Source organism: Massilia sp. NBRC 108631 (genome assembly GCF_059704565.1).
In genome coordinates this window covers 1-26994 of the sequence record NZ_BAAKJE010000183.1, presented here as the reverse complement: position 1 = coordinate 26994, position 26994 = coordinate 1, and the positions used below count along the sequence as shown (strand labels likewise).

12 protein-coding genes are annotated in these 26994 nt (G+C 66.1%); 7 read left to right on the top strand and 5 right to left on the bottom strand.

The features are described from left to right. Positions 1–12: 12 nt before the first annotated feature. Positions 13–2754 carry a bifunctional [glutamate--ammonia ligase]-adenylyl-L-tyrosine phosphorylase/[glutamate--ammonia-ligase] adenylyltransferase gene (gene glnE / locus AC6H42_RS20315; RefSeq protein ID WP_497548811.1) on the bottom strand — a complete coding sequence of 914 codons (2742 nt, stop codon included), beginning with the start codon at positions 2752–2754 and terminating at the stop codon, positions 13–15. A 159-nt stretch (positions 2755–2913) separates the two neighbouring features. Between glnE and AC6H42_RS20310 the strand changes: the two genes are divergently transcribed. The 3 genes from AC6H42_RS20310 (at position 2914) to tldD (ending at position 9496) form a co-directional block, all read left to right on the top strand. Further along, positions 2914–7131 carry a YhdP family protein gene (locus tag AC6H42_RS20310; protein ID WP_497548810.1) on the top strand — a complete coding sequence of 1406 codons (4218 nt, stop codon included), beginning with the start codon at positions 2914–2916 and terminating at the stop codon, positions 7129–7131. 22 nt (positions 7132–7153) lie between these two features. Beyond that, positions 7154–7951 carry a carbon-nitrogen hydrolase family protein gene (locus tag AC6H42_RS20305; protein ID WP_200953907.1) on the top strand — a complete coding sequence of 266 codons (798 nt, stop codon included), beginning with the start codon at positions 7154–7156 and terminating at the stop codon, positions 7949–7951. A gap of 84 nt (positions 7952–8035) precedes the next feature. Further along, complete coding sequence (gene tldD, locus AC6H42_RS20300) at positions 8036–9496, top strand: metalloprotease TldD (protein WP_497548809.1); 1461 nt, start codon at positions 8036–8038, stop codon at positions 9494–9496. 33 nt (positions 9497–9529) lie between these two features. Here tldD and AC6H42_RS20295 read toward each other — a convergent pair whose 3' ends face one another. Beyond that, positions 9530–12340, bottom strand: a complete 2811-nt coding sequence (locus AC6H42_RS20295) for a TonB-dependent receptor (RefSeq protein ID WP_057153509.1) — start codon at positions 12338–12340, stop codon at positions 9530–9532. A 383-nt stretch (positions 12341–12723) separates the two neighbouring features. On the opposite strand from AC6H42_RS20295, the gene aroG reads away from it, so the two are divergent. The 4 genes from aroG to AC6H42_RS20275 all read left to right on the top strand — a co-directional run bounded on the left by aroG (position 12724) and on the right by AC6H42_RS20275 (position 18797). Next, positions 12724–13785 (top strand): 3-deoxy-7-phosphoheptulonate synthase AroG, encoded by a 1062-nt coding sequence (gene aroG, locus AC6H42_RS20290; RefSeq protein WP_057153510.1) that lies wholly within the window; start codon positions 12724–12726, stop codon positions 13783–13785. 79 nt (positions 13786–13864) lie between these two features. Next, the gene (locus AC6H42_RS20285; RefSeq protein WP_057153511.1) at positions 13865–14482 is read left to right on the top strand and encodes a TetR/AcrR family transcriptional regulator; all 618 of its coding nucleotides are present in this window, start codon (positions 13865–13867) and stop codon (positions 14480–14482) included. Positions 14483–14592: 110 nt separating this feature from the next. Next, positions 14593–15741 (top strand): efflux RND transporter periplasmic adaptor subunit, encoded by a 1149-nt coding sequence (locus tag AC6H42_RS20280; protein WP_082551532.1) that lies wholly within the window; start codon positions 14593–14595, stop codon positions 15739–15741. After that, positions 15738–18797, top strand: coding sequence for an efflux RND transporter permease subunit (locus tag AC6H42_RS20275; RefSeq protein ID WP_497548808.1), 3060 nt, complete (start codon positions 15738–15740; stop codon positions 18795–18797). The genes AC6H42_RS20280 and AC6H42_RS20275 overlap by 4 nt, the downstream gene beginning before the upstream one ends. 48 nt (positions 18798–18845) lie before the next feature. Here the strand turns inward: AC6H42_RS20275 and AC6H42_RS20270 are convergent, their stop codons facing one another. The 3 genes from AC6H42_RS20270 to AC6H42_RS20260 form a co-directional block, all read right to left on the bottom strand. Then, positions 18846–21629 carry a TonB-dependent receptor domain-containing protein gene (locus AC6H42_RS20270; protein WP_057153513.1) on the bottom strand — a complete coding sequence of 928 codons (2784 nt, stop codon included), beginning with the start codon at positions 21627–21629 and terminating at the stop codon, positions 18846–18848. Positions 21630–22100: 471 nt separating this feature from the next. Further along, a complete protein-coding gene (locus AC6H42_RS20265; protein WP_057153514.1) occupies positions 22101–24776 on the bottom strand; it encodes a TonB-dependent receptor in 2676 nt (891 codons plus the stop codon). Between the two features lie 299 nt (positions 24777–25075). Further along, positions 25076–26994, bottom strand: a 1919-nt coding sequence (locus AC6H42_RS20260) for a TonB-dependent receptor domain-containing protein (RefSeq protein ID WP_497548807.1), incomplete at its 5' end; no start/stop codon positions are given.

Here is a 26994-nt window from a genome sequence, read left to right as displayed (position 1 = left end):
ATGGGACTGCGCTTATTCTAATATTTCCTTCCACAACTGTATTACATGCGCGGCATGGACGGCGACCCGCGCCGGATCGACGCGGGCATTTTCCTGCCCCTGCAAACGCATCTGGTGCTGCAATTTACGGAAAGCGCGGTAAGCATCGGCCACGCTGGCGGCCAGCTCCGGATTAATCAATCCCAGTTCGCCGCACATTTTCAGTAAGGCAATATTACCCACATTACCCGTCAGTTGGGAGTAGGTGGCGGCGTGCTGCAGAACGAGGTACTGGACGATGAATTCGATATCGATCATGCCGCCCGCGTCCTGCTTTAAATCGAACAAGTCGGAGCGGTTGGGACGGGCGTCGGCCATTTTCTTGCGCATGGCCTGCACCTCGCGTTTCAATTCGCCGTCCAGCGGCCGCACGCGGCGCAATACCTGGCAGCGGATTTGCTCGAAGCGCTGGCCGATGGCGGCGTCGCCGGCGCAGAAGCGGGCGCGGGTGAGCGCCTGGTGCTCCCAGATCCAGGCCGAATTGTCCTGGTAGCGTTCAAACGCTTGCACGCTGGACACCAGCATGCCGCTGGCGCCGTCCGGCCGCAGCGCGATATCGACGTCGAACAGCTGGCCGGCCGAGGTGTGCGAGGTCATCCAGGTGATGAAGCGCTGCGCCAGTTTGGCGTACTGGGCCGGCGCGTCCTGGTCCTCGTCGTCGAACAGGAAAATCACGTCCAGGTCGGAGATATAGCCCAGCTCCTTGCCGCCCAGCTTGCCGTACGCGATGACGGCAAACAGCGGCACCTCGCGGTGGCGGGTGGCTACCGTCTGCCATACCGCCTGCACGGTGGCGGCCACGATCACATCGGCCAGCGCGGACAGGTGGTCGGCCAGCTTTTCCACTGTCAGGTCGCCGGCCAGGTCCTGCGCCAGCAGGTGGAACAGCTGGGCGTGGTGCACTTCGCGCAGGATATCCATCTGGCGCTCGGTGTCGCCGGCGGCGGCGTCCAGCTGGCCGTCCAGCTCGGCTGCCAGCGCCACCGGGTCGAACACGGCGTTGCGGATGCGGTCGTCCAGCAGCTCGTCCAGCAGGATGGGGTGCTTGGTGAGGAATTTGGCGGCCCAGCCGCTGGCGTGCATCATGCGGATCACGCGCTCCAGCGTGTGCGGGTACTCGGTCAGCAGCGACAGATAGGCCGAGCGGCGTGCAATGGCTTCCAGGAAATCGAGCAGGCTGCCCAGCGTGACCAGCTGGCTGCCGATGCTGGACTGCTCGGCGGTGCGGGCAATCAGCGGCAGCGCCGCGTTCACCAGCGACACCAGGCGGTTGCGGCTCGCTTCCGGCAGCGACTGCAGGCGCGGCGCTTGCCAGGTCGCCACCAGGCGCTGGGCGGCGCCTGCCGGGTCGTCGTAGCCAAGGGCGGCAAAGCGCGACCGGATCGCCTCGAGGTTGTCCGGGTCCGCGCATTCGTTGCTGGTGGCGGGATCGATGTCGGCGTCTTGAGAGCCGTTCTGGGCTTTTTCGGCGAACATGGCGTCAAACTGCTCGGCCACGAACTTGCGGTGGGCTTCGATCCGCGCCAGCAGCGTGGCCACGTCCGGCAGGCCCATCATCTGCGCCACCACCAGCTGGTCGGCCTCGTTGGGCGGCAGGGTGTGGGTCTGGGCGTCGTCCAGGTATTGCAGGCGGTGCTCCAGATTGCGCAGGAAGGTGTAGGACGCCAGCAGCTGCAGCACGATGTCGTTGGTCAGCAAGCCTTTTTCAGGCAGGATGCGCAAGGTGGCGCGGGTCGAGCGGTCGCGCAGGGTGGCGTCGCGCCCGCCCCGTATCAGCTGGAACACCTGGGCCAGGAATTCGATTTCGCGGATGCCGCCGCGCCCCAGCTTGACGTTGTTGCTGCGGTCCGGGTGCAGCCGCTCCTGGCGGTTGACCTCGGCGCGGATCTGGGCGTGCATATTGCGGATGGCGTCGATGACGCCGAAGTCCAGGTAGCGGCGGAACACGAAGGGGCGCACGATGGCGTCCAGCGCGGCGATGTCGGCCGGCTTGCCGGTGACGGCGCGCGCCTTGACCCAGGCGTAGCGTTCCCATTCGCGCCCCTGCACGATCAAATACTGTTCCACCATGCTCAGGCTGGCCGCCAGCGGCCCGGAGCCGCCGTTCGGGCGCAACGCCATGTCGACCCGGAAGGTGTAGCCGTCTTCGGTGATCTCGGCCATGGCGGCGATCAGCTTCTTGCCGAGGCGGACGAAGAACTCATGGTTGGACAGCGAGCGCTGGCCGGGGCCGGCCACCGTGTCGCCGTCTTCCGGGTAGACGAAGATGAGGTCGATGTCGGACGACACGTTCAGCTCGCCACCGCCCTGTTTGCCCATGGCCAGCACCATCAGTTCCTGTTCCTCGCCGCTGTCGTGGCCCACCGGCTGGCCGTGCAGGGCCACCATTTCCGCGTGCAGCGCCGCCACGTGCTGCTGGATGGCGAAGTCGGCAAAGCGCGTCATGGCGGTCACCACCTCGTGCAGGTCGGCCCGGCCTTCCAGGTCGCGCCGGATCAGGCCGCACACCAGCAGGTTGCGCAGGCGCCGCATGGCGCGCGGCAACGGCAGCGGCTGGTCTTGCGCCACGTCAGCTTCCCTTGCTAAATAGTCAGCAAAATCCAGCTCGGCAAGCGATAATTGCGCCAGTGCATCAACCTTGGCCGCGCGGCCCGGATCGGCGCTGAGCCAGCGCTGGTAGTAACGGGAGGCGGAGGTCAGTGCGGGTGCGGTCATATGGTGAACAGTAAAGGAAAAGTAACTTAGTGTTGCAACGTAATAAACAGAGCGAGGCAGCGCCAGCCTATGCGGTAAAATGAAGGTGCAGGCTCCTTTAGGGCTGGAAACGATTTTAGCGATTTATTTTGACGCCGGGCCTGAATTATTAGCTTATTGATGCAAAAACCGCCGGAGGAGACCGTGACAGGCAGCGTGCCTTTGGCCGTGCGCTGGCAGCGGCTGCGTTCCGCCTATCGCGTCTGCAACCTCGCCACCCACCATGTGCTGGGCTTCGCGCTCAAGCTGGTGCTGCTGCTGTATTTTGCCTTCGCCATCCTGCTGCTGGCGCTGCGCTACCTGGTGCTGCCCAATATCGACCACTACAAGGGCGACATCGAGCGCCTGGCCAGCCGCGCGGTCGGCAATCCGGTCACCATCGCCCGCATCTATGCTTCCTGGTCCGGCCTCAGTCCCAGCCTGTTCCTGGGCGACGTGGTGCTGCGCGACCAGCAGGGCCGCGCAGTGCTGGCCCTGCCCAGCGTCTCGGCCACGCTGTCGTGGTGGAGCGTGGCGGCGGCCGACGTGCGTTTCGAATCGCTGGAGCTGATCCGCCCCAAGCTGGACGTGCGGCGCGAGCCGGACGGCAAGCTGTACGCGGCCGGCGTGTATATCGACCTGAACCAGAAGGGCGACGGCAAGGGTGCCGACTGGCTGCTGGCGCAGCGCGAAATCGTCATCCGCGAAGGCCAGCTGGACTGGACCGACAAACTGCGCGGCACGCCGCAGGTGAGCCTGGCCGACATGCGCCTGGTGCTGCGCAACAAGTGGCGCCGCCACCAGTTCGGCATGACGGCCACCCCTCCCGCCGAGCTGGGCGGTCCGCTGGACGTGCGCGCCGACTTCGTCCACCCGGCCTTCGCCGGCCGCAAGTCGGACGTGCGCCTGTGGCAGGGCGAGCTGTACGCGGACGTGCGCCAGGCCGACCTGGCCGCCTGGAAGCAACATCTCGACTATCCCTTCGACCTGCGTTCCGGCATGGGCTCGGTGCGCGCGTGGATCAAGCTGGACCACGCCAAGCTGGCCGGCTTCACGGCCGACGTCAGCCTGGCCGACGTGACGGCCCAGCTGGGCAAGGACCTGGAGCCGCTGGACCTGGTGGAAGTGCGCGGCCGGGTTTCGGCGCGCGAGGAAATCCCGGCCAGCCTGCAAAGCGGCCAGCCCGCATTCGGCGTGCTGGGCCACAGCGTGACCCTGAACAACTTCTCGCTGCGCACCCGCGACGGCCTGGACATGCCGCCCACCGACTTGTCCGAGCGCTACGTGGCGGCCACCGCCAAGGCGCCGGCGCGCATGGAGCTGAACGCCAGCGTGCTGGACCTGGAAACGCTGGCCGCGCTGGCCGGGCGCCTGCCGCTCACCGAAGGCCAGCGCGCCAAGCTGGAGGACATCGCGCCCAGCGGCCGCCTGCGCGGCGTGGCGGCCTCCTGGTACGGCAGCTATCCGGCGCTGCTGTCCTACCATGTCAAGGCGCAGCTGGACGGCCTGGGCTTGCGCCCGCGCCCGGCGCGCCTGCCGCAGCCCAAGAACGGCAAGGTCCCGGCCGTGCGCGGCATGCCGGCGCTGCCGGGCTTCGAGCACCTGAGCGGCACGCTGGAGGCCAGCGAGAAGGGCGGCAATTTCACCCTGGACGCGGACCGGCTGGTGCTGCAGATGCCGGACCACTTCGCCGAGGCGGCCATGCCGTTCGACAAGCTGCGCGGCCGGATGAGCTGGTCGTTCGAAGGCGATGAACAGTTGAAAATCGACCTGCACAGCCTGGAATTCTCGCAGGACGGCCTGAGCGGCTCGCTGTCCGGCAGCCACGTGCTGCCGCTGGACGGCAAGAGCCCCGGCGTGGCCGACTTCACCGGCAAGCTGAACGGCTTCGACGTGAAGAAGATCGGCCGCTACCTGCCGCTGCAAACCCCGGCGCACCTGCACCACTGGCTGACCGGCGCGCTGGAGGACGGCATGGCCGACGATGTCACGCTGCGCCTGCGCGGCGACCTGGCGCACTTCCCGTTCAAGAGCGCCGGTCCGGTGGCCACCGCCGCCGAGCGCGCCAAGGGCGAGTTCCGCGTGGCCGGCCGCCTGACAAACGGCAAGCTCAACTACGACCCCGGCGTGTACGCCAAGGACGGCAAGTCGCCGCTGTGGCCGCAGGCCGAGAAGATCAAGGGCGGCTTCGTGTTCGACCGCACGCGCATGGAAATCCGGGGCGACACGGCCACCACTGGCGGCGTGGCGCTGAGCGGCGTGAAAGCCGTGATCGCCGACCTGTCCTCGCACGACGGGCTGCTGGAGATCGACGGCAACGCGGCCGGGCCGATGCAGGAATTCCTGCGCTATGTGGCGGCCAGCCCGGTACTGGAATGGATCGGCCACTTCACCGACGAGACGCAAGCGAGCGGCGGCGCCCGGCTGGCGCTCAAGCTGCAGCTGCCGCTGAACCATATGCACGACTCGAAAGTGCAGGGCTCGCTGCAACTGGCCAATAACGACATCGTGCTGTGGCACGACATGCCGGTGGTCACCGGCTCGACCGGCAAGATCGAGTTCAACGAAAAAGGCGTGAACCTGAACAACCTGGCGGGCAGCTTCATCGGCGGCCCGGTGTCCATCACCGGCGGCAGCCAGCGCGACGGCAGCATCCAGGTGCGCCTGGCGGGCACCGTCACGGCCGACGGCCTGCGCAAGACCTGGCCGTCGCCGCAGATGCAGCGCGTGGCCAGCCACTTCAGCGGCGGCACCCGCTACAGCGGCCTGGTGGTGGCGCGCGACCACCATTATTCGGTCACGGTCGACTCCAGCCTGGCCGGCCTGGGCCTGGATTTCCCGGCCCCGCTGGCCAAGGGCGCCGCCGACACGCTGCCGCTGCATTTTGTGCTCAACGGCAGCGGCGCCAACGAGGCCGGGCTGATGCGCGACGAGATCCGCGTGGCCCTTGGCGCCGGCATGTCCGCCGCCTACCAGCGCCAGCGCCAGGGCAAGGAAGCGTGGCAACTGGTGCGCGGGGGCATAGGCGTAAACGTGCCGGCGCCGGAACCGGACAGCGGCATGATGTTGCAGGCGCATGTGAAATCGCTGAATGTGGACCAGTGGCTGGCGCTGGGCGAAGCCATCGCCGGCAAGGATGGCGCGCCCCCGGCCGCCTCGGCCACCGGCGGCGCCGACGTGGCGCAGTATGTGGTGGCCGACACCCTGGCCGCGCGGGCGGGCGAACTCATCATTGGTGAACGCAAGCTGGACAATGTGGTGGTGGGCGTCAGCCACCAGAAGAATGTGTGGCAGGCCAATATCGATTCGCGCCACGTGAACGGCTACCTTACCTGGAACGAGTCGCCCACCGGGCAGGGCGTGGGCAAGGTAACGGCGCGCCTGTCCTCGCTCATCATTCCCGAGTCGCAGGCCAACGAGGTCAAGGACTTGCTGGAGAATAAGGCGACCCATCCGACCATCCCCGCGCTGGACGTGGTGGCCGAGCGCTTCGAGCTGTTCAACAAGCCGCTGGGCCGGCTCGAGCTGCAGGCGCACAACGCGCTGATTACCGCCACGCGCGAGTGGCGCGTGTCGAAGCTGTCGCTGGCCAACGCGGACGGCGAGCTGAACGGCACCGGGCGCTGGGTGGTCAAGGATGGCCAGCCGCAAACCAGCCTGAACTTCGAACTGGAGATCGCCAACGCCGGCAAGCTGCTGGACCGTTTCGGTTTCGCCGACACCTTGCGCAACGGCAAGGGCAAGCTCAGCGGCGACATTTCCTGGAAGGGCTTGCCGTATTCGCTGGACATCCCCAGCCTGTCGGGCCAGATCAGCATGAATGTGGAAAAGGGCCAGTTCCTCAAGCAGGATCCGGGCGCGGCCAAGCTGCTGGGCGTGCTCAGCCTGCAGGCGCTGCCGCGCATGCTCAAGCTGGACTTCCACGACGTGTTCTCGGAAGGCCTGGCGTTCGACGGCATCAGCGCCAACGCCGCCATCACGCGCGGCATCGTCAAGACCGACAACTTGAAAATGCACGGCGTGGCCGCTACTGTACTGATGGACGGCACGGTCGATATCGCCAACGAATCGACCAATCTGCGCGTGGTGGTGATGCCGGAGGTCAATCTCGGCACGGCGCCGCTGGTGTACGCGCTGGCGGTCAACCCGGTGATCGGCCTGGGCAGCTATCTGGCGCAGCTGTTCCTGGCGCAGCCGATGATGCGCGCGCTGACCTACGAGATGCAAGTGACGGGCCCGTGGAAAGCGCCCGTGATCACCAAGCTGGATACCGGCAGGCTGGAAGCGGCCCGGCTGGAAGCGGCAAGGCAAGAGTCGGCCAAGCAAGCGGCCAAGAACGCCACCAAGGCCAAACCATAAGAACATCGATAAGGACATGCCCATGAACACCGTCGCAGCGATACAGATGATCTCCTCGCCTTCCGTGGGCGAAAACCTGGCCACCGCGCGGCGCCTGATCGCGCAGGCGGCCGACACCGGCGCCAAGCTGGTGCTGCTGCCCGAGTACTGGGCCATCATGGGCTTGAGCGACAGCGACAAGGTGGCCGTGGCCGAGCCGCTGGGCCAGGGGCCGATCCAGGAGTTCATGAGCGAAATGGCGCGCCAGCACAGCATCTGGCTGCTGGGCGGCACCCTGCCGCTGGCCTCGGACGATCCGTCGCGGGTGGTCAACACCACGCTGGTGTACGACGACCAGGGCCGCCACGTGGCGCGCTATGACAAGATCCACCTGTTCGGCTTTACCAAGGGCACCGAATCCTACGACGAGGCGCGCACCATCGTGCCGGGCCGCAACGTCGGCACGGTGGACACGCCGGTGGGCAAGGTCGGCATGTCGGTCTGCTACGACCTGCGCTTCCCGGAACTGTTCCGCGCCATGGGGCCGGTGTCGCTGATCGTGGTGCCGGCGGCGTTCACCTACACCACCGGCCAGGCGCACTGGGAAATCCTGCTGCGCGCGCGCGCGATCGAAAACCAGTGCTACGTGCTGGCGGCCGCGCAGGGCGGCACCCACCAGAACGGCCGCCGCACCTGGGGCCACAGCATGCTGATCGACCCCTGGGGCGCCGTCAAGGCGGTGCAGGCCGAAGGCGAGGGCGTGGTGCACGGCGAGGTCGATCCGCTGTTCATGGACAGCGTGCGCGAGAGCTTGCCGGCGCTGAAGCACCGCACCATGTAAGCCACGGGTCTGTCCCGGCGGGACAGAGCCCAGCATGCGCCTGCGGTTCAAAGTACAATGCAGCATCACATACAAGGCACCATCATGACTCCATTCGAACCCAATCTGTCCACCCTGGCCGTCGCGCGCGATCTGCTGCTGACGCCGTTCGGCCTGGACGAAGGCAAGCTGCTGAAAACCCTGGGCAGCATGTTCACCCACAAGGTCGATTACGCCGACCTGTATTTCCAGTTCACCAAGAACGAAGGCTGGAGCCTGGAAGAAGGCATCGTCAAGACCGGCAGTTTCTCGATCGACCAGGGCGTGGGCGTGCGCGCCATCTCCGGCGACAAGACCGCTTTTGCCTACTCGGACGACATTTCCGAGCGCGCGCTGATGGAAGCGGCGGCGGCAACCCGCACCATCGGCCGCTCCGGCGCCGGCAAGATCAAGGTGGCCGGCGGCATGACCCAGGTGGGCGGCCGTTCGCTGTATCTGCCGCACGACCCGCTGGCGTCGCTGGACGCGACCGCCAAGGTCAAGCTGCTCGAGCGCCTGGAGAAAATGGCGCGCGCCAAGGACCCGCGCGTGGTGCAGGTGATGGCCGGCCTGGCCGGTGAATACGACGTGGTGCTGGTGGCGCGCAGCGACGGCGTGCTGGCGGCCGACATCCGCCCGCTGGTGCGCGTGTCGCTGACCGTGATCGCCGAGCAGGACGGGCGCCGCGAGATGGGCTCGTCCGGCGGCGGCGGCCGCTACGACTACGGCTACTTCAGCGACGAACTGCTCGAGCAGTACGCGGAGGAGGCGGTGAAATCGGCCATCGTCAACCTGGACGCGCGTCCCGCGCCGGCCGGGCCGATGACCGTGGTGCTGGGGCCGGGCTGGCCCGGCATCCTGCTGCACGAAGCCATCGGCCATGGCCTGGAAGGCGATTTCAACCGCAAGGGTTCGTCCACTTTCTCCGGCCGCATCGGCGAACGGGTGGCGGCCAAGGGCGTCACGGTGGTCGACGACGGCACCTTGCAGGACCGCCGCGGCTCGCTCAATATCGACGACGAGGGCAATCCGACCCAGTGCACCACGCTGATCGAGGACGGCATCCTGAAAGGCTACATCCAGGACACCATGAACGCGCGCCTGATGAAAATGTCGGTGACCGGCAACGCGCGCCGCGAATCGTTCGCCCACCTGCCGATGCCGCGCATGACCAACACCTATATGCTGGGCGGCGACAAGGACCCGGGCGAGATCCTGGCGTCGGTGAAGAACGGCCTGTACGCGGTCAATTTCGGCGGCGGCCAGGTCGACATCACCAACGGCAAGTTCGTGTTCTCGGCCAGCGAGGCCTACATGATCGAGGACGGCAAGATCACCTACCCGGTCAAGGGCGCCACCCTGATCGGCAACGGCCCGGACGTGCTGAACCGGGTGTCCATGATAGGCAATGACATGAAACTCGATTCGGGCGTGGGCGTGTGCGGCAAGGAAGGCCAGAGCGTGCCGGTCGGCGTCGGCCAGCCGACCTTGCGCCTGGACGGCGTGACCGTCGGCGGCACCGCATAAAACCAAAAACCGGGCCTGGCCCGGTTTTTTTTCTTAGAACTGGTAGCGCATGCCGACGTTGAAGTAGCGCCCCAGCGCGCCGCTGTAGTCCAGCGGGTTGTACGACACCGCGCCATAGGTCAGCGGATCGAGCGGCGGGATCTTGTCGAACAGGTTCTGGATCGACGCCGTCACCTCCATCTTCGGACTCACCTTCCAGCGCGCCGTCAGGTCCACCGTGGTAAACGAAGCGAGCTTGCAGCCGTTCGGCGCGTCGTTGCCATTGGCAAAGTGGGTGGCGCAGCCGTCCGGATCGTCCTTGAACAGCGTGTTGTCCATCTTGCCCCGGTGGTTGGCCGTGGCGGTCACGCGCCAGGCTTCGCGTTCCCAGGTGGCGCTCAGGTTGACCCGGTCGTCCGGCGTGCCGATGCAGTTGGTCACGTCGCAATTGCCGTGCGTGCCGGCGAAGTCGCGCTGCGAGCCGTCGGTTTCGGTGCGCAGCCATTTGAACAGGTGGGTCCACTTGGCGTCGGCCGCCAGCGTGCCCCAGTTGCCCAGGCTGAAGCTCTTGCGCAGGTCCAGGTCGGCGCCGCGCACCTTGGTGTTGCTGGAGTTGACGTAGCGCGCCAGCACCGCCGTGATGGCGCCGGGGTCGCCCGGCACGGTGGCGGTGGACGGGTCGCGCGCGATGTGGCCGGCCGCGATGGCCGCGTCGGTCTGCTCCTGGTTGATCTCGTTCTTGCGCTTGATCTGCCAGAAGTCCAGCGACACGCTGGTGCGCGGCAGCGGGTCCCACACCACGCCGGCGCTGTAGCTCTTCGAGCGTTCCGGCGACAGCGCCGGATTGGGCGAGGTGATGACGGCGATGGAGGCCGGGTTGCACGCCACCTGCACGCCCAGCGCGCAGCGCGCCGGATCTTCGGCAGTGGAGAATGCGGCCAGGCCGCCCACGCCGTTCTCGGCCGCGCTGGGAGCGCGGAAGCCGCGCGCAAAGGTGCCGCGCAGCGCGAAGGCACGGGTCGGCGTCCACTTCAGGCCGGCTTTTGGCGTGTAGGAATTGCCGACGTCGGAGAAGTGGTCGTAGCGCAGCGCGGCCGATGCCTCCAGCGTCTTGTGCAGCGGCGCCAGCAGTTCGGTGTAGATGGCGCTGGCGGTGCGCTTGCCGCGGTAGGCCGAGTAGCCCAGGCCGATAATGTTGCCGAGCTCGGTGCCCTGGGTCGGCTCCAGCTCGGTCGACTCGCGCCGGTATTCCGCGCCCAGCGCCACGCCCATGGCGCCGCCCGGCAACTGGCCGAATTCACGGCTGGCCTTGACGTCGACCTGGTTGATGCGGGTCTCGGCGTCGTTGGCGATGGTGGGCGAGAGCGCGCCGTACAGGGCGGCCGAATTCAGGCCGGCGTTCTCGCCGATGCGCCAGTAGCTGCCGGCCGGCAGCGCGGCGTAGGCGGCACTGCGGGCGCGCGCGGCAGCCACATTGGCCGCGCTCGGGTCGAGCAGGGCGAAGGCCACGTCGCGCTGCAAGTAGCCGGTGCGGGTGTTGCCCACCTCGTTTTGCGAGAACAGCCAGGCCGCGTCGATGTCCCACTGCTGCCAGCTGCCCTTGGCGCCGGCCACGAAGCGGGTGAAGTCGGACTTCACATGGCTCACGCGCGGGCCGGCGTCGGCGGCCAGGTAGCGCAGCCGCGCAGCGCGGCCGAAGTAGGGATTGTCCGGATGGCCTGCGCCCAGCTGCACGGCGGCGTTGCTGACCGGGCCGCCGGGGTAGCCGACCGAGGCGCTCACGGTGGACGGCGTGGTGGCGGCGGTGGAGGTGCTGTGATAGAAGTTCAGCTCGCTGTACGCGACCCAGGCCGGGCTGATCTGGTAGCTCAGGCGTGCAAAGGCGTTGGCGGTTTCCTGTTCCGGCTGGATCTCGCTGTAGCGCTGCTGGGCGTCGATCAGGCAGCCGCCGCCGGGATCGCCCTGCGGGTGGCTGGTGAAGTTGGCGCAGGCGGCGCCGGGGAAGAAGCGCGTGAAGCCGGCGCCGGCCGGGTTGCCGCGATTGTAGTAGTCGAGCGTGTCGGGGTTGCGCACGTTGCCGTTGATGGCGCTGCCAGCGTTGTTGTTGCTCAGGATGGCGCCGGTGCCGCCCAGCGTTTCCTGGGCCGAGAAGCCGTAGTCGCGCAAATCGCTGCGGCCGATGTAGCGCCGGCCGGCGCGCGCACTGTTGCCGATGGCGCCCTTGCGGCCGTACTCCAGGCTGCCCATGAAGTTGTAGCGCTCGGTGTCCAGGTTGCCGACGCCGTGCGTGATGGCCACGCGCGTGTCGTGGCCGTCATGCTCGTCGGAAATGCCCTGGCTGGCGCGCACCGTGGTGCCCTGGAAGTCGCGCCGCAGGATCACGTTGACGACGCCGGCGATGGCGTCCGAACCGTAGATGGCCGAGGCGCCGTCCTTCAGGATTTCGACCCGCTCGATGGCTTCGGACGGGATCACGTTCAGGTCGGCAAACACCTTCTGGCCGTCGTCGGCCAGGCCGTAGGGCGCCACGCGGCGGCCGTTGATCAGCACCAGGGTGGAGGCGGCGCCCAGGCCGCGCAGCGAAATGCCGGAGGCGCCGGAGGCAAAGCCGCCGCCGAAGGTCATCGGCACCGAGCCCTGGTTGTCCACCGCCAGCGTCTGCATCAGTTCGGCGACCGTGGTCTTGCCCGATTTCTCGATGTCGGCGCGGTTCAGCGTTTGCACCGGCGAGGCGGTTTCGGCCTGCGCGCGGCGGATATTGGAGCCGGTGATTTCCACCCGCTGCATGGGCTGCTGGACGGCTTCCTGCGCATAGGCCTGGCCCAGCACGCTAAGCAGGCCGGGCAAGATCAGTTTCTTCATCATGTCACTCCATTAGGTAAGCAGGATTGTGCAGTCTTGCTTCCTTCGCGTGAGGGGATGCTGATCTGGATCAAGGTGCGGCGCGGATCGTGCCCAATTGTGGTGCGTGCGCCACGCATACGGCTGACGGGCCTGCTTGACAAAGTGCTTGCCAAAACTTGTAACTTGTTGCTATAGTCGTTGCAACCTTTTAGGATTTCTTCCATGCACTTCTGCGTTTTCTTTACCGGCCACTTTTACTTTAGCAATTCCAACCCAAAGGCGGTGGAGTAGCGGCCGGTTCACGTAGCAGCAAAAACGAGATCCCAGCAGACCCAGACAAACCGCCAGCGATGGCGGTTTTTTTTTAGCCCTCGATTTTTCAGCCTTAGACTTCAGGAGATACCATGCAACGCACCGACGACCTGCGCATCCGCGAAATGAAGGAACTGGTCCCGCCCTCCCACCTGATCCGCGAGTACGCCGTCAGCGAGGCTGCCAGCACCACCGCCGCCAACGCGCGCGTGGCGCTGCACCGCATCCTGCACGGCCAGGACGACCGCCTGATGGTGGTGATCGGCCCGTGCTCGATCCACGACCCGAAGGCGGCCATGGAATACGCGCGCCGCCTGGCGCCGCTGCGCGCCAAGCTGGGCGCGGACCTGGAAATCGTGATGCGGGTGTACTTCGAGAAGCCGCGCACCACGGTGGGCTGGAAGGGCATGATCAACGACCCCTACATGGACAACAGCTTCCGCATCAACGACGGCCTGCGCATGGCGCGCGAACTGCTGCGCGACATCAATGAACTGGGCCTGCCGGCCGGCACCGAATACCTGGACGTGATCAGCCCGCAGTACATCGCCGACCTGATCAGCTGGGGCGCGATCGGTGCCCGCACCACCGAGTCGCAGGTGCACCGCGAGCTGGCCTCCGGCCTGTCCTGCCCGGTGGGCTTCAAGAACGGCACCGACGGCAACGTCAAGATCGCCGTGGAAGCCATCAAGGCCGCCTCGCAGCCGCACCATTTCCTGTCGGTGACCAAGGGCGGCCACTCGGCCATCGTGTCAACCAACGGCAATGAGGACTGCCACATCATCCTGCGCGGCGGCAAGGCGCCGAACTACGATGCGGCCAGCGTGGACGAGGCCTGCAAGGCCATCGCCGCGCAAGGCCTGGCGGCGCGCCTGATGATCGACGCCTCGCACGCCAACAGCTCGAAAAAGCCGGAGAACCAGATCCCGGTGTGCGCCGACATCGCCGCCCAGGTGGCCGGCGGCGATGCCCGCATCGTCGGCGTGATGGTGGAATCGCACCTGGTGGCCGGGCGCCAGGACCTGGTGCCGGGCAAGGAACTGACCTACGGCCAGTCCATCACCGACGGCTGCATCGACTGGGACAGCAGCGTGCAGGTGCTGGAAGGCCTGGCGGCCGCCGTGCGCCAGCGCCGCCTGCGCAGCGAGGACTGACAGGGCAGCGGGGGTGGTGACTTGATTATCGAACGGTCACTCGTTGTGCGCGGCGGCTTCTCAGGGTAAGCTGTCGGCCATGAACAAGACCCCCACTGCAAGCGGCCAGCCCCGGGGCCCGGCCGAGCACGAAGTGCGCAGCCAGATCGTGGCCGCCGCCACCGCGCACTTCCGCCTGTACGGCTATGAAAAGACCACCGTTTCCGACCTGGCCAAGGCCATCGGTTTCTCCAAGGCCTACATCTACAAATTCTTCGAGTCCAAGCAGGCGATCGGCGAGCTGATCTGCGCCAATTGCCTGCGCGAGATCGAGGCCGACGTCCGCGCCGCCGTGGACGGCGCCGGCCGTCCTCCGGAAAAGCTGCGGCGCATGTTCAAGGCCGTCGTCGAATCCAGCCTGCGCCTGTTCTTCGAGGACCGCAAGCTGTACGACATCGCCGCGTCGGCCGCCACCGGACGCTGGGAAGCGGTGCGCGCGTTCGAGGAACGCATCCAGGCCTTGCTGCAGGACATACTGCGGCAGGGCCGCGACAGCGAGGAATTCGAGCGCAAGACGCCGCTCGACGAGGCCGCCGCCGCCATCTATCTGGTGATGCGCCCCTATCTCAATCCGCTGCTGCTGCAGCACAGTTTCGACTACACGGAAGACGCGCCGGCCCAGCTGTCGAGCCTGGTGTTGCGCAGCTTGTCGCCGTAACGCGCCGCTGCACAGTCGCTGCCGGCTTCGCGCCCCTGGTTTGTGACTGTTGACAAATTTGGTCACTAGTTCCAAAATGAGCCCCTGTTTAGCTCATTTACGGGATTCCCATGCTCCGCCGCCCCTCCGCTTTCCCCGCCGTCCCGCGCGTGTTGCCGCCCGGACTGCCGCTGCCGCTGTCCCTGTCCCTGTTGCTGGCTTTGGCCGCCTGCGGTGAAACCGCCCCGTCCGACCCGCGCACCGTGGCCCCGCTGGTGCGCGCGGCCACCGTCCAAGGCGCCCAGGCGGCGCCGCGCGCCTTCACCGGCACGGTGGCGGCCCGCGTGCAAAGCGACCTCGGCTTCCGTGTTCCCGGCAAGGTGCTGGAACGGCTGGTCGACGCCGGCCAGGCCGTCAAGCGCGGGCAAGTGCTGCTGCGCATCGACCCGGCCGACCTGAAGCTGGCCGTGCACGCGCAGCAGGAAGCGGTGGCCGCAGCCCGGGCGCGCGCGCAGCAGACCGCGCAGGAACTGGTGCGCTACCAGGGCTTGCGCGGCACCGGCGCGGTTTCGGTGTCGGCCTACGACCAGGCCAAGGCGGCGGCCGACGCCGCCAAGGCCGAGCTCAACGCGGCCGAAGCCCAGGCCGAGCTGGCAGGCAACGCGCGCCGCTACGCTGAACTGGCGGCGGACGCCGATGGCGTGGTGATGGAAACCCTGGCCGAGCCCGGCCAGGTGGTCAGCGCCGGGCAGATCGTGGCGCGGGTGGCCCACGCGGGGCGCCGCGAGGCCGTCATCCAGCTGCCGGAAACCCTGCGCCCCGCCGTGGGCTCGGCGGCCGCGGCCACGCTGTACGGGCGGGAGGCGCTGACCGTGCCTGCCAGGCTCCGGCAGCTGTCGGACGCGGCCGACCGGCAAACCCGCACCTTCGAGGCACGCTACGTGCTCGAGGGCGAACTGGCCGAGGCCGCGCTGGGCGCCACCGTCACGATACGGATACCGCAGGCGCAGCCCGCCGCGCAGGGCGGTGTGCGGGTGCCGATCGGTTCCCTGTTCGACGCCGGCAAAGGCCCCGGCGTGTGGCTGATCGGCGGCCAGCCGGCCAGGGTGTCCTGGCGTGCGGTGGCCGTGCAGGGCCTGGACGATGACGGCGCGCGCGTTTCCGGCCAGCTGCGGCAGGGCGACCGCATCGTCGCGCTGGGCGCCCACCTGTTGCGCGAGGGCGCGCTAGTGAGGGTGGCTGGCCAGCACGCCGAGGCCGCGGCAGGGGGCCAGCCATGAGCGCAGGCCGCTTCAACCTGTCGGCGCTGGCGGTGCGCGAGCGCTCCGTCACCTTGTTCCTGATCTGCCTGATTTCCCTGGCCGGACTGCTGTCCTTCTTCAAGCTGGGGCGCGCCGAAGACCCCGCCTTCACTGTCAAGGTGATGACGGTGGTCAGCGCCTGGCCCGGCGCCACTGCGCAGGAAATGCAGGACCAGGTGGCCGAGAAAATCGAGAAGCGCCTGCAGGAGCTGCGCTGGTACGACCGCGCGGAAACCTATACCCGGCCGGGCCTGGCGTTCACCACCCTGACCTTGCTGGACAGCACGCCGCCGGCCGAAGTGCCGGAGCAGTTCTACCAGGCCCGCAAGAAGGTGGGCGACGAGGCCGCCCAGCTGCCGGCCGGCGTCATCGGGCCCATGGTCAACGACGAGTATTCCGACGTCACCTTCGCGCTGTACGCACTGAAGGCCAGGGGCGAAGCGCAGCGCACGCTGGTGCGCGACGCGGAGGCGCTGCGCCAGCGGCTGCTGCACGTGCCGGGCGTGAAGAAGGTCAACATCGTCGGCGAGCAGTCCGAGCGCATCTTTGTCGAGTTCTCGCACGAGCGCTTGGCCACGCTGGGCGTGAGCCCGCAGGAAGTGTTCGCCGCGCTCAACAGCCAGAATGCGCTCACGCCGGCAGGTTCGGTGGAAACCCGGGGGCCGCAGGTATTCATCCGCCTGGACGGCGCGTTCGATGAATTGCAGAAGATCCGCGACACGCCGGTAGTGGCGCAGGGCCGCAGCCTGAAGCTGGCGGACATCGCCAGCGTCAGGCGCGGCTATGAAGACCCGGCCACTTTTATGATACGCAACGGCGGCGAGCCCGCGCTGCTGCTGGGCGTTGTCATGCGCGAGGGCTGGAACGGGCTGGACCTGGGCCGGGCGCTGGAGCGGGAAGTGGGCGCCATCAACGCCGCCATGCCGCTGGGCATGGGCCTGAGCAAGGTGACGGACCAGGCCGTCAATATCAGTTCGGCGGTCGACGAATTCATGGTCAAGTTTTTTGTCGCGCTGCTGGTGGTCATGCTGGTGAGTTTCCTGAGCATGGGCTGGCGCGTGGGCATCGTGGTGGCGGCGGCCGTGCCGCTGACGCTGGCGGCCGTCTTCGTGGTGATGGCCGCCACCGGCAAGAACTTCGACCGCATCACGCTGGGCTCGCTGATCCTGGGACTGGGCCTGCTGGTCGACGATGCCATCATCGCCATTGAAATGATGGTGGTGAAGATGGAAGAGGGCTACAGCCGCCTGGCCGCGTCGGCCTATGCCTGGAGCCACACGGCCGCGCCCATGCTGTCGGGCACGCTGGTCACGGCGGTCGGCTTCATGCCGAACGGCTTCGCCCGTTCCACGGCCGGGGAGTACACCAGCAATATGTTCTGGATCGTCGGCATCGCGCTGATCGCATCCTGGGTGGTGGCCGTGGTCTTTACGCCCTACCTTGGCGTGCAGCTGCTGCCCGAGCTCAAGCAGGTCGAGGGCGGCCATGACGCGCTGTACAACACGCCGCGCTACAACCGCTTCCGCCGGCTGCTCGCGCGCGTCATCACGCGCAAGTGGCTGGTGGCCGGCGCGGTGGTCGGCCTGTTCGTTGCAGCCGTGCTGGGCATGGCGGCCGTCAAGAAGCAGTTCTTCCCCATCTCGGACCGCCCCGAAGTGCTGGTCGAGGTGCAAATGCCGTACGGCACCGCGATTGCCCAGACCAGCGCGGCAGCCGCCAAGGTGGAGGCCTGGCTGGCCAGGCAGGCCGAAGCGAAGATCGTCACCGCCTACGTGGGCCAGGGCGCGCCGCGCTTTTACATGGCCATGGGGCCGGAACTGCCGGACCCGTCGTTTGCCAAGATCGTGGTCCGCACGGATAACCAGGAGCAACGCGAGGCTTTGAAGATGCGGCTGCGCCAGGCGATTGCCGACGGCCTCGCCAACGAGGCGCGGGTGCGCGTCACCCAACTGGTGTTCGGGCCGTACTCGCCGTTCCCGGTCGCCTACCGGGTCACCGGACCGGATCCGGACCGGCTGCGCGGCATCGCGGCCGAGGTGCAGCAACTGATGGAGGCCAGCCCGATGATGCGGACTGTCAACAGCGACTGGGGCACGCGCACGCCGGCGCTGCACTTCACTTTGCAGCAGGAGCGCCTGCAAGCGGTGGGGCTGACGTCCAGCGCCGTGGCGCAGCAGCTGCAGTTCCTGCTCAGCGGCGTGCCGCTGACCACGGTGCGCGAAGACATCCGCACCGTGCAGGTGGTGGCCCGCTCGGCCGGCGCCAGCCGGCTCGATCCCGCGCGGCTGGCGGACTTCACGCTGACCGGTGCCGGCGGGCAGCGCATCCCGCTGTCGCAGGTGGGGACGGTCGAAGTACGCGCGGAGGAGCCGGTCATGCGCCGGCGCGACCGCATGCCGACCATCACCGTGCGCGGCGATATCGCCGACGGCCTGCAGCCGCCGGACGTGTCCAGCGCCATCACGCGGCAGCTGCAGCCCATCATGGATAGGCTGCCGGCCGGCTACCGCATCGAGCAGGCCGGCTCCATCGAGGAATCGGGCAAGGCGACCGCCGCCATGCTGCCGCTGTTCCCCATCATGCTGGCGGTCACCCTGCTCATCATCATCTTCCAGGTGCGTTCGATCTCGGCGATGGTGATGGTGTTCCTCACCAGCCCGCTGGGACTGATCGGCGTGGTGCCCACGCTGATCCTGTTCCAGCAGCCGTTCGGCATCAATGCACTGGTGGGCCTGATTGCCCTGTCCGGCATCCTGATGCGCAACACCTTGATCCTGATCGGACAGATCCACCACAACAAGCAGGCCGGGCTGGACCCGTTCCAGGCGGTGGTGGAGGCCACCGTGCAGCGCTCCCGTCCCGTGATCCTGACCGCCCTGGCGGCCATCCTGGCGTTCATCCCGCTGACCCATTCGGTGTTCTGGGGAACGCTGGCCTACACGCTGATCGGCGGCACCTTCGCCGGGACGGTGCTGACGCTGGTGTTCCTGCCGGCCATGTATTCGATCTGGTTCAAGATCCGCCCGGCCCAATAAAAAACCCCGCCGTATCGCTACGGCGGGGTTTTTTTCAGCGGCTACGGATTACTTGAAGGTGTAGCCTGCCGACACGTACACAAAGCGGCCGCGCGGGTCGTATTGGTTGATGTCGTAGCCGGCCTGGAACTGGTTCGACACTGGCACGAACACGCCAGGCTGCTTGTCGAACAGGTTGCGTACGCCTGCGCTCAGCACCAGCGATTTCCAGCCTTTCCACGTCACGTTGGTGTCGTAGGTGGTCATGGCGCCGATGAAGTTGCGCTGGCCGTCGCCTTGGCGGAAGCCGGTTTCATAGCCGGAAGCGAAGTTCTGGGTCAGCGAGATGGCCAGAGGGCCCTGGGTCCAGGTGCCGCTCAGGGCATGACGCCAGCGCAGTACCACGCCGCCGTCCTGCGCGCCCAGTACCGGGTCGCCGTTCTTGTCTACCAGGGTGCCAACTTTGTGCGACAGGGTGCCGCCCGGGCTGGTCTGGTCGAACTTGTCCATGTAGGTACCGTTCAACGTGGTGTCGAAGCGGCCGAACGCGGTGTTCTGGCGGAACTGGGCGAACACGTCGAAGCCTTCGACGGTGGCGTTGCCGGTGTTGGCCAGGGTGGTGTAGATCAGGTCAACATCGTTGCCCTGCAGTTTCACCAGGTTGGCGTAAGCCGAGTCGCCGCGGCGGAAGCCGGACACCACTTCCTGTGCCGACGGGGTGGCCAGGATGTCGGATACCTTGATCTTGAACCAGTCCACGCCGAAGGTGAAGCTGTCGGCTGGCGACAGGACGATACCGATCGAACGCTGCTGCGATTCTTCCGGCTTCAGGTTAGGGTTGCCGCCGGATACGGCGTTAACTTGCAGCTGGGACTGGCCGGTTGCCGGATCGTTGAAGGTCTCCGACGAGCCGGTGGTCTGTGGTTGCCACAGGTCGCTCAGGGTAGGGGCGCGGAAGCCCGAACCTGCCGACGCGCGTACCAGCACCGACTTCAGTGGCTGCCAGCGGCCGTTCACTTTGTAGTTGTTGGTGCTGCCGACGTCGTTGTAGTCGTCGCGGCGCAGGGCGACGCCCAGGTCCAGGGTCTTGGTCAGCGGCAGGTTGCCTTCGGCGAACACCGAGTTGATGGTGCGCGACTTGTTCACAGGAGGTACGCTGCCGCCCAGGCCGGCGATGTCGCCGGTTTCCAGCGCAGGGCTAGGGGTGGTGTGGAACTTGTCCTTGCGCGACTGGATGCCGGCCGCGTATTGCGGGGTCAGGCCCATGAATTGCGGCAGTTCGCCGGCGATCTTGGCGTCGAAGGTGTTGCTGGTCGACTTGCCGGTCAGCGTGTCGCCCGAGTACTGGGCGGTTTTCAGCTTGTCAGCCAGCGCGCCGGTCTGCACCGCGCCTGGCGCCCATGGGTTCCAGTTGTTGGCAGGATCGTTGATGATCTTGGCGTACGCCACTTGCGAGAAGTAGCCGGCCGGCACGGTGCCGTGGATCTTGCTCTCGTTGGTAGCCAACGCCACTTCGTAGTCCTGGCCCCATACGGTGCCTTTCGAACCCAGTACCAGGCGCGACTGCTTGGCTTCGTCGACGCTGGTGCGGTTGCCGAAGTCGAACACGCGGCTGGTGATGGCCAGCGGCTTGCCGATCAGGCTGGTGAAGCCGTATTTGTTCAGGTAAGGCACGGCGATCGACTGGTATACCGGGTTGCTTGGGTACAGCAGCAGCGCTGGGTGCACGCCTTGCTTGGCGAACTCGCCGTCGGTTTCCAGGAAGGAGCGGCGTACCGGGCTGCCCTGGAAGCTCTGGGTCACGGTGGACTCGGAGTACAGTGCGTCGGCGAACAGTTCGTGGTTGGCGTTGATCTTGAACGCGCCGTTGGCGGTCAGGTTTTTCAGTTCGCGCTGAGGAATCAGGCCCACGAAGGCGGCGCTGTCGAAGGCGCAGTATGGCGTGTTCTTCGAGGTGTTGGTCGCGTTCTTGTACATCAGGATGGAATCGCACTTGCCCTGGTCGGCCAGCGGGTTGCCGTAGCCGGTGCCTGGCGCATTGCCGAAACCTGGCAGACGGTCGTTCGGATAGGTGCCCGGTACGATGCCGCCCTCGATGTTGCCCTGGCCGGTTGCGCCGGAAGCGTAATAAGGCAGGTTGTTGCCGGTGGCCGCGTAGGCGCGGTCGGCCGCTTTCAGCAGTTTTTCTTTTTCGTACGAAGCCGACACCACGACGGAGAAGCCGTCGGTGCTCATGTCGCCCAGGCCGCCGGTGATCGACGCCTTGGTGTTCTGGCCGCCGCCGCTTTCGCTAGGCGAACCGTAGCCGGCGGTGACTTCCACGCCTTTGAAGGATTTGGAGAGGATGAAGTTGACCACGCCGGCCACTGCGTCCGAACCGTACACGCCCGATGCGCCGTCTTTCAGCACTTCGACGCGCTCGATGGCTGCCAGCGGAATGACGTTGACGTTGACCGCTGCGCCGCCACCGCCGGCGAAGGCGGCCAGGCGGCGGCCGTTCACCAGTACCAGGGTGCGCTCGTCGCCCAGGCCGCGCAGGGAGATCGAGGACATGCCGTAGGTGGAGCTGCCGGCGCCGGTCGAGTTCTGGGTCGAACCGGACGAGGACAGGGCCGAGATCGAGGTCAGCAGTTCTTGCGTACTGGTGGCGCCGGTGCGGGAGATTTCTGCCTTGGTCATTACCTGCACTGGCAGGGCGGTTTCGGCGTCCACACGCTTTAGCGAGGAACCGGTGATTTCAACGCGCTGGATGGTTTCCGGTGCGGATTGGGCCTGGGCGGCATGCATGCCCAGCACCAGACCACCGGCGCAGATCAGGCGTACCGAACGGGACAAAACAGTTTCCTTCATCATTTAACTACTCCCAAGATGTACTACTTAGTGAAACGGCGTCTACGGCCGAGTTGAAAGATTTCTTATCTTTTCGACAATGCAGGCGGCTCGCCATTGATAAATGGCAAAGGTTAGCCAGTGGCTCATGTAATCATCTAGACAACGTGGTGTCAACGTGAAAAATTTGTGGTTTTTGGTGATTTTCCAGTTTTCCGCACGGTACGATAGTCCACGGCGATCCCGGCGGAACAGCGATGTTGGCGGCAAATATGGCTAAAAATCGCGGAACTTGCTGCCAAGATTGGGAACTATGTAAAAAATGGTAAAGAAGCGGAAAGCCGGTGTTTCATTGTTTACGACGAATAGTAAATAATGTAACCAGGCAAAGAAATGTCACCTTTTTGCTACAAAACGATACGTTGCGCTACAAAGCGATACCGCCGGCGTGAGCCGGCGGTGGAGCAGATGCAACAGATGGAACAGGCTGGGCGGTTAGAAGGTGTAGCTGCCGCGCAGGTAGATGGCGCGGCCGACCGCGTCGGTGTAGCGTGGGTCGTAGCCCTTCTGGAACAGCGTGCCCTGGTTGGAGAACGGCGGGTCTTTGTCGAGCAGGTTTTTCACGCCGGCCGTCAGGACCAGGCCCTTGATGCCGCTGTAGCTGGCGGTCAGGTTCCACAGGCTATAGGACGGCACTTCGTTCCGGAACTGGGGTTCCATGTCCAGGTTCTGGTCGGTGTAGCCGCTCTTGAACGATTGCGCCAGCGTGGCGCTCCACACGCCCATGCGCCAGTTCAGCGACGCGTTGTGCTTCCAGCGGAACACCGGGTTGTTGGCGGCATAGCGGCCCACGTTCTGGGTGTACGGGCCTTCGCGCTCGTCCTGGTATTCGTACTTGTGGACATAGGTCCCATCCAGCGCGAAGGTGAAGTTGCCGTAGGCGGTGCCGCCCGAGCGCAGCGTCAGCGACAGGTCGATACCGTCGGTGTTGACCTTGCCCAGGTTTTCCTTCAGGTCCAGGATGGCGAACGGCGAGCCGTCCGGATTGCGCAGGAAGCGGTCCTTGTACTTGGTGTAGTTGCCGTAGATAACTTCCTCGGGCAGCGCATTGATCTTGTCCTTCAGCTTGATGTTCCAGTAATCCAGCGCCAGGGTCGCTTGCGGGATCGGTTCGATAACGATGCCGGCGGCGAAGGTGCGCGATTCTTCCGGGCTCAGGTCCGGATTGCCGCCCTGCAGCTTGAACTGTTGCAGATCGCAGTCGCGCAGCGGGTTGGTGATCGGGTTGGACGACGGTACGCCGCCCGGGCACAGGATAGGATCGTTGTAGGAGTTGTTGGTGTCGTTCTTCGAGCGCGGCGCGTTCTTCTCGAACAGCGTCGGCGCGCGGAAGCCGGTCGAGGCTGAGCCGCGCAGCAGCACCTCCTTGGTGGGCTGGTAGCGCAGGCCCAGTTTCGGGTTGGTGGTGTTGCCGGCGTCGCTGTAGTCGTCGAAGCGGGTGGCCAGCTGCACTTCCAGGTCCTTGATCAGTGGCAAGCTCAATTCGCCGAACACCGCCTTGATGGTGCGCGAACCCGAGGTCGACTGCGAACCGGACAGGCCGGAGCTGGCGGCCTGGCCGGCGATGTCGCGGTTCACGAAGAAGTCCGCCTCTTCGCGGCGCAGTTCACCGCCGAAAGCCACGGCCGCCTTGCCGCCTGCCAGGTCCCACAGCTCGCGGCTGGCTTTGAAGTCGATGCCGGTATTGCGGGTTTTGCCGTCCTGTACCTTGCCGCGCAGCGCCACGCTGTCCAGGTAGGCCTTGCCTGCCGCGTCCTGCTTGCCGAACGGGTTCAGGATGCCGTTGGTGACGCCGGCTGCGAACGATTCGTCGCGCACATAGCCGCCGGTGAACCATTCCTCCGAGCGGCTCTCCGACAGGGTGAAGCCGGTTTTGTATTCCCAGCCGCGCAGCACGCCTTCCACGCCGATGCTGAGGCGGTCGGCCGCGCCCAGCGAATTGATTTCGCGCTGGCCCGCCTCGGTCGGCCGCCAGTTGACCGACAGGGGCTGGCCGGACAGGCCGGCCATGGCCGGTACGCCGCCACCCGGGTTGCCCGGGTAATATTTGCTGGTTTTCGGCAAGATCAGGCCGGTCTGCGGCGGCGGCGCGGTGTGCGACAGCACGTCGTTCTCGGCGTGCAGGTATTCGATGGTGGCCTGGTGGTCGTTGTTGATCTTGAAGGTGGCCTTGCCGAAGAAGGCGGTCTGCTTCTGGGCCGGCAAGTTGTCGATCAGGCGCGTGTAGTCCTGGCGGCAGGTGCCGCCGCCGCCGATCGGCAGCGAGTAGGGCTGGTCGCAGCCGCCGGCGCGGCCAGGGTTGCCGGTGATGTTGGAGCCCGGGTCGAAGAAGTTGCCGGGGAAGGTGGTGCCGGAAGTCAGGTTCAGGCCGCGCTCGGGGATCACGCCGGTCTTGGAGAATTCGCGCTGCTGCGAGGTCAGGATGTCGAGCTTGTGGTAGTCGAACACGCCGAAGACGTTGTAGCCGTCCTGGTCCAGGTTGCCGAAGCCGGACGAGATGTTGACGCGCTTTTCGTCGGCGCCGGGGGCGCGCGGCAGCAGGGCCTCGGCGGTGATGGTGGTGGTTTGCACCGAGCGTTTGGTGATGAAGTTGATCACGCCGCCGATGGCGTCGGTGCCGTAGATGGCCGAGGCGCCGTCGCGCAGCACTTCGACGCGCTCGAGCGCGCTGACCGGGATGATGTTCAGGTCGACGCTGGCGCCGTCGTACGGGTGGTTGGCGATGCGGCGCCCGTTCAGCAGCACCAGCGTCTTGTCGCTGCCCAGGCCACGCAGGTCGGCGCTGGACTGGCCGCCGGTGGGCAGGCCGGAGCTGTTGCCGCCGACCACGTTGCCGGCGCCGAAGCTGGAACTGTTGGAGGGGATCCGGTCCAGCACTTCCTGGGCCGTGGTCAAGCCTTGCTTGGCGAAGTCTTCGGCCTTGAACACCGTCAGCGGATTGGCCGTTTCCGATACCAGCCGCTTGATCGACGAGCCGGTCACTTCCACGCGCTGCATCGGCTGGCTGCTGTCCTGCGCCGAGGCGGCCTGGTTGGCCAGGCCCAGGCTCAGGCCCAGTCCGGCGGCGCACAGCAGGCGCACCGAGCGCGCGATTGTCGTTTCTTTCATCATTGCCCAAAACTCCCAAAAGAACATCGTTGTACATGTTATGGGCCGGTCCGCGCCGGATAGGCGCGTGGCCCTCGTATGGCAATTCTCTGAAGAAATGTTAATCTTCAAGCACAGAGATGTAACCACCGCCGGTTACCCATGTCAATAATGAAAGATTGTGTGTCAGCTTATTACAACGTGTCACGAATCACGCTGGGCAAGCGCGCGGTTTTGTGCAGGCGAACAAAAAGGGCGATGATCGCTCATCGCCCTTGGTCGGGAGTTAGGTGGAGTTTGCCGTCAGAAGACGGCCGATCCGCTTAAAACTTGTAAGTACCGCTGACGTAGAACTGGCGTCCCAAGGCGCTCGAATAGGACGGGTTGTAGCCGACCTGGTGCGAACCGGTGTTGCGCAAAGTGAACGGCGGCTTGCGGTCGAACAGGTTGATGATGCCCGCGGTCAGCTCCACATGCTTCAGCGGACGGTAGGCCGACTGCAGGTCGAAGGTGGTGTAGCTCGGCACGTCCAGCGTGATGCCGTAGCACTGGCCCGGCGCACCGGCCACGATGACGGCGCAATCGTCTTCCGTTTGCGGCTTGTCGGTGTAGCCGTTGCGGTAGTTCGCTGCCAGCGTGTGGGTAAAGCGGCTGGTTTCGAACGAGGTGGTGGCGCGGATCACATGGCGGAAGCTGACCTTGTCGTTCGAGCCGTAACGGTTCAAGCTGGTTTCCCACTGGTCGTCGGTGCCCGGCGTGGTGTAGCGCGACTTGATCAGGTAGGTACCTGCCAGGCGGCTGGTCAGGCGGCCGTCGAACAGCTTCATCTTGTGGGTGAAGTCGTAGTCGACGCCCTGGTTTTCCACCTTGCCGATGTTAATCGGCAGCAGCTTGATGGCCAGCACGTCCTTGCCCGTCGACCCGATGTGCTTGGTGGTAAACAGCGCGGCGTATTTGGCCGGGTTGGCGAAGATCAGGCCTTCGGAAACCGAGGTCACCTGGTCGCGGATTTCCACGTTCCACAGGTCGATTGCCATCGACAGGCTGTCGACGGGCTCGAACACCATGCCCACGCTCCATTGCCTGGACTTCTCCGGCTTCAGGTCCGGATTGCCGCCCTGGAAGGCTTCGAACTGCTGGCGCTGCACGCCGTTGCAGTAGGACGCCAGCGGGTGGCCGCCCATGCCGGTGGCGGCCGTCAGCGGGCACTGGTAGTTGCCGCCGGTGACGCCCCAGTCTTCCAGCGGACCGGCGATTTCCGTCATGCTGGCGGCGCGGAAGCCGGTGCCTGCCGCCGCGCGCAGCATCAGGTTCTTGGCGGCCGAGTACTTGGTGCTCACTTTCCAGGTGGCGGCGTTTTCCTTGCTGCCCACTTCCTTGCCGGTCAGGTTGTTGTCGATGGCGCCGATCTGGTCGTAGCGCACCGAGGCGGTCGCTTCCAGTTTCCTGGTGAACGGCATCACCAGCTCGGCGTAGGCGCCGGCGTTGTTGCGCTCGTAGTTGCTGTCCACCTGGGCGTTGTCGAACAGGATCTGCGCCTGCTTGGCGACGTCGGCCTGGTCGATGCGGAAGGCGGTGTTGCGGAAGTCCGCGCCAACGCCCAGCTGGGCGGCGCCGCCGGCCAGCTTGAACACTTCGCGCGAGGCGCGCGCGTCGATGCCCTTCATTTCCACGGTCTGCGTGTTGTAGGTGCCGCTGAAGCCGGTGTCCAGCAGGGCGCTGCGCATGGTCGCCGGCATCTCGCCCTGGGCGTAGCCGAACGGGTCGATGGTGCCGGCGTCCAGCGCGGCCTGGAACTTGTCGGCCAGCGGGAAGCCGCCCACGTATTTCTGGGTCTGCTTGTTCTTCGAGTAGGTCACCGCCGAGTTGATGTCCCAGCCGAACGCCTGGCCATCGACGCCGGCCACCAGGTGGGTGGCCTTGGTGCCGTAGTCGTAGGTGCGGTTGCCCATTTCATACAGGCGGTACTTGGCCACCACCGAGGTGGCGCCGGCTTGCTGCTCCGGCGTCAGGTAAGGCTGGATGTACTTGTTGTACAGCGCCGAGCCCTTGGTGATGCTGAAGTCGGCCGGGTAGGGCGCGATGCTGGCGACGATTTTCGCTTCGGTGTAGGCGAAGTCGAAGAAGCCCTTGAAGCCGGTGTTGCCCAGCTTCAGGCTGCCCGAACTGAAGACCGAGTCGCGCTGCGATTCCGGGTTGATCTCGATGGTGGACGGCGAGTCGTAGAAGCAGTTGCCGTCGC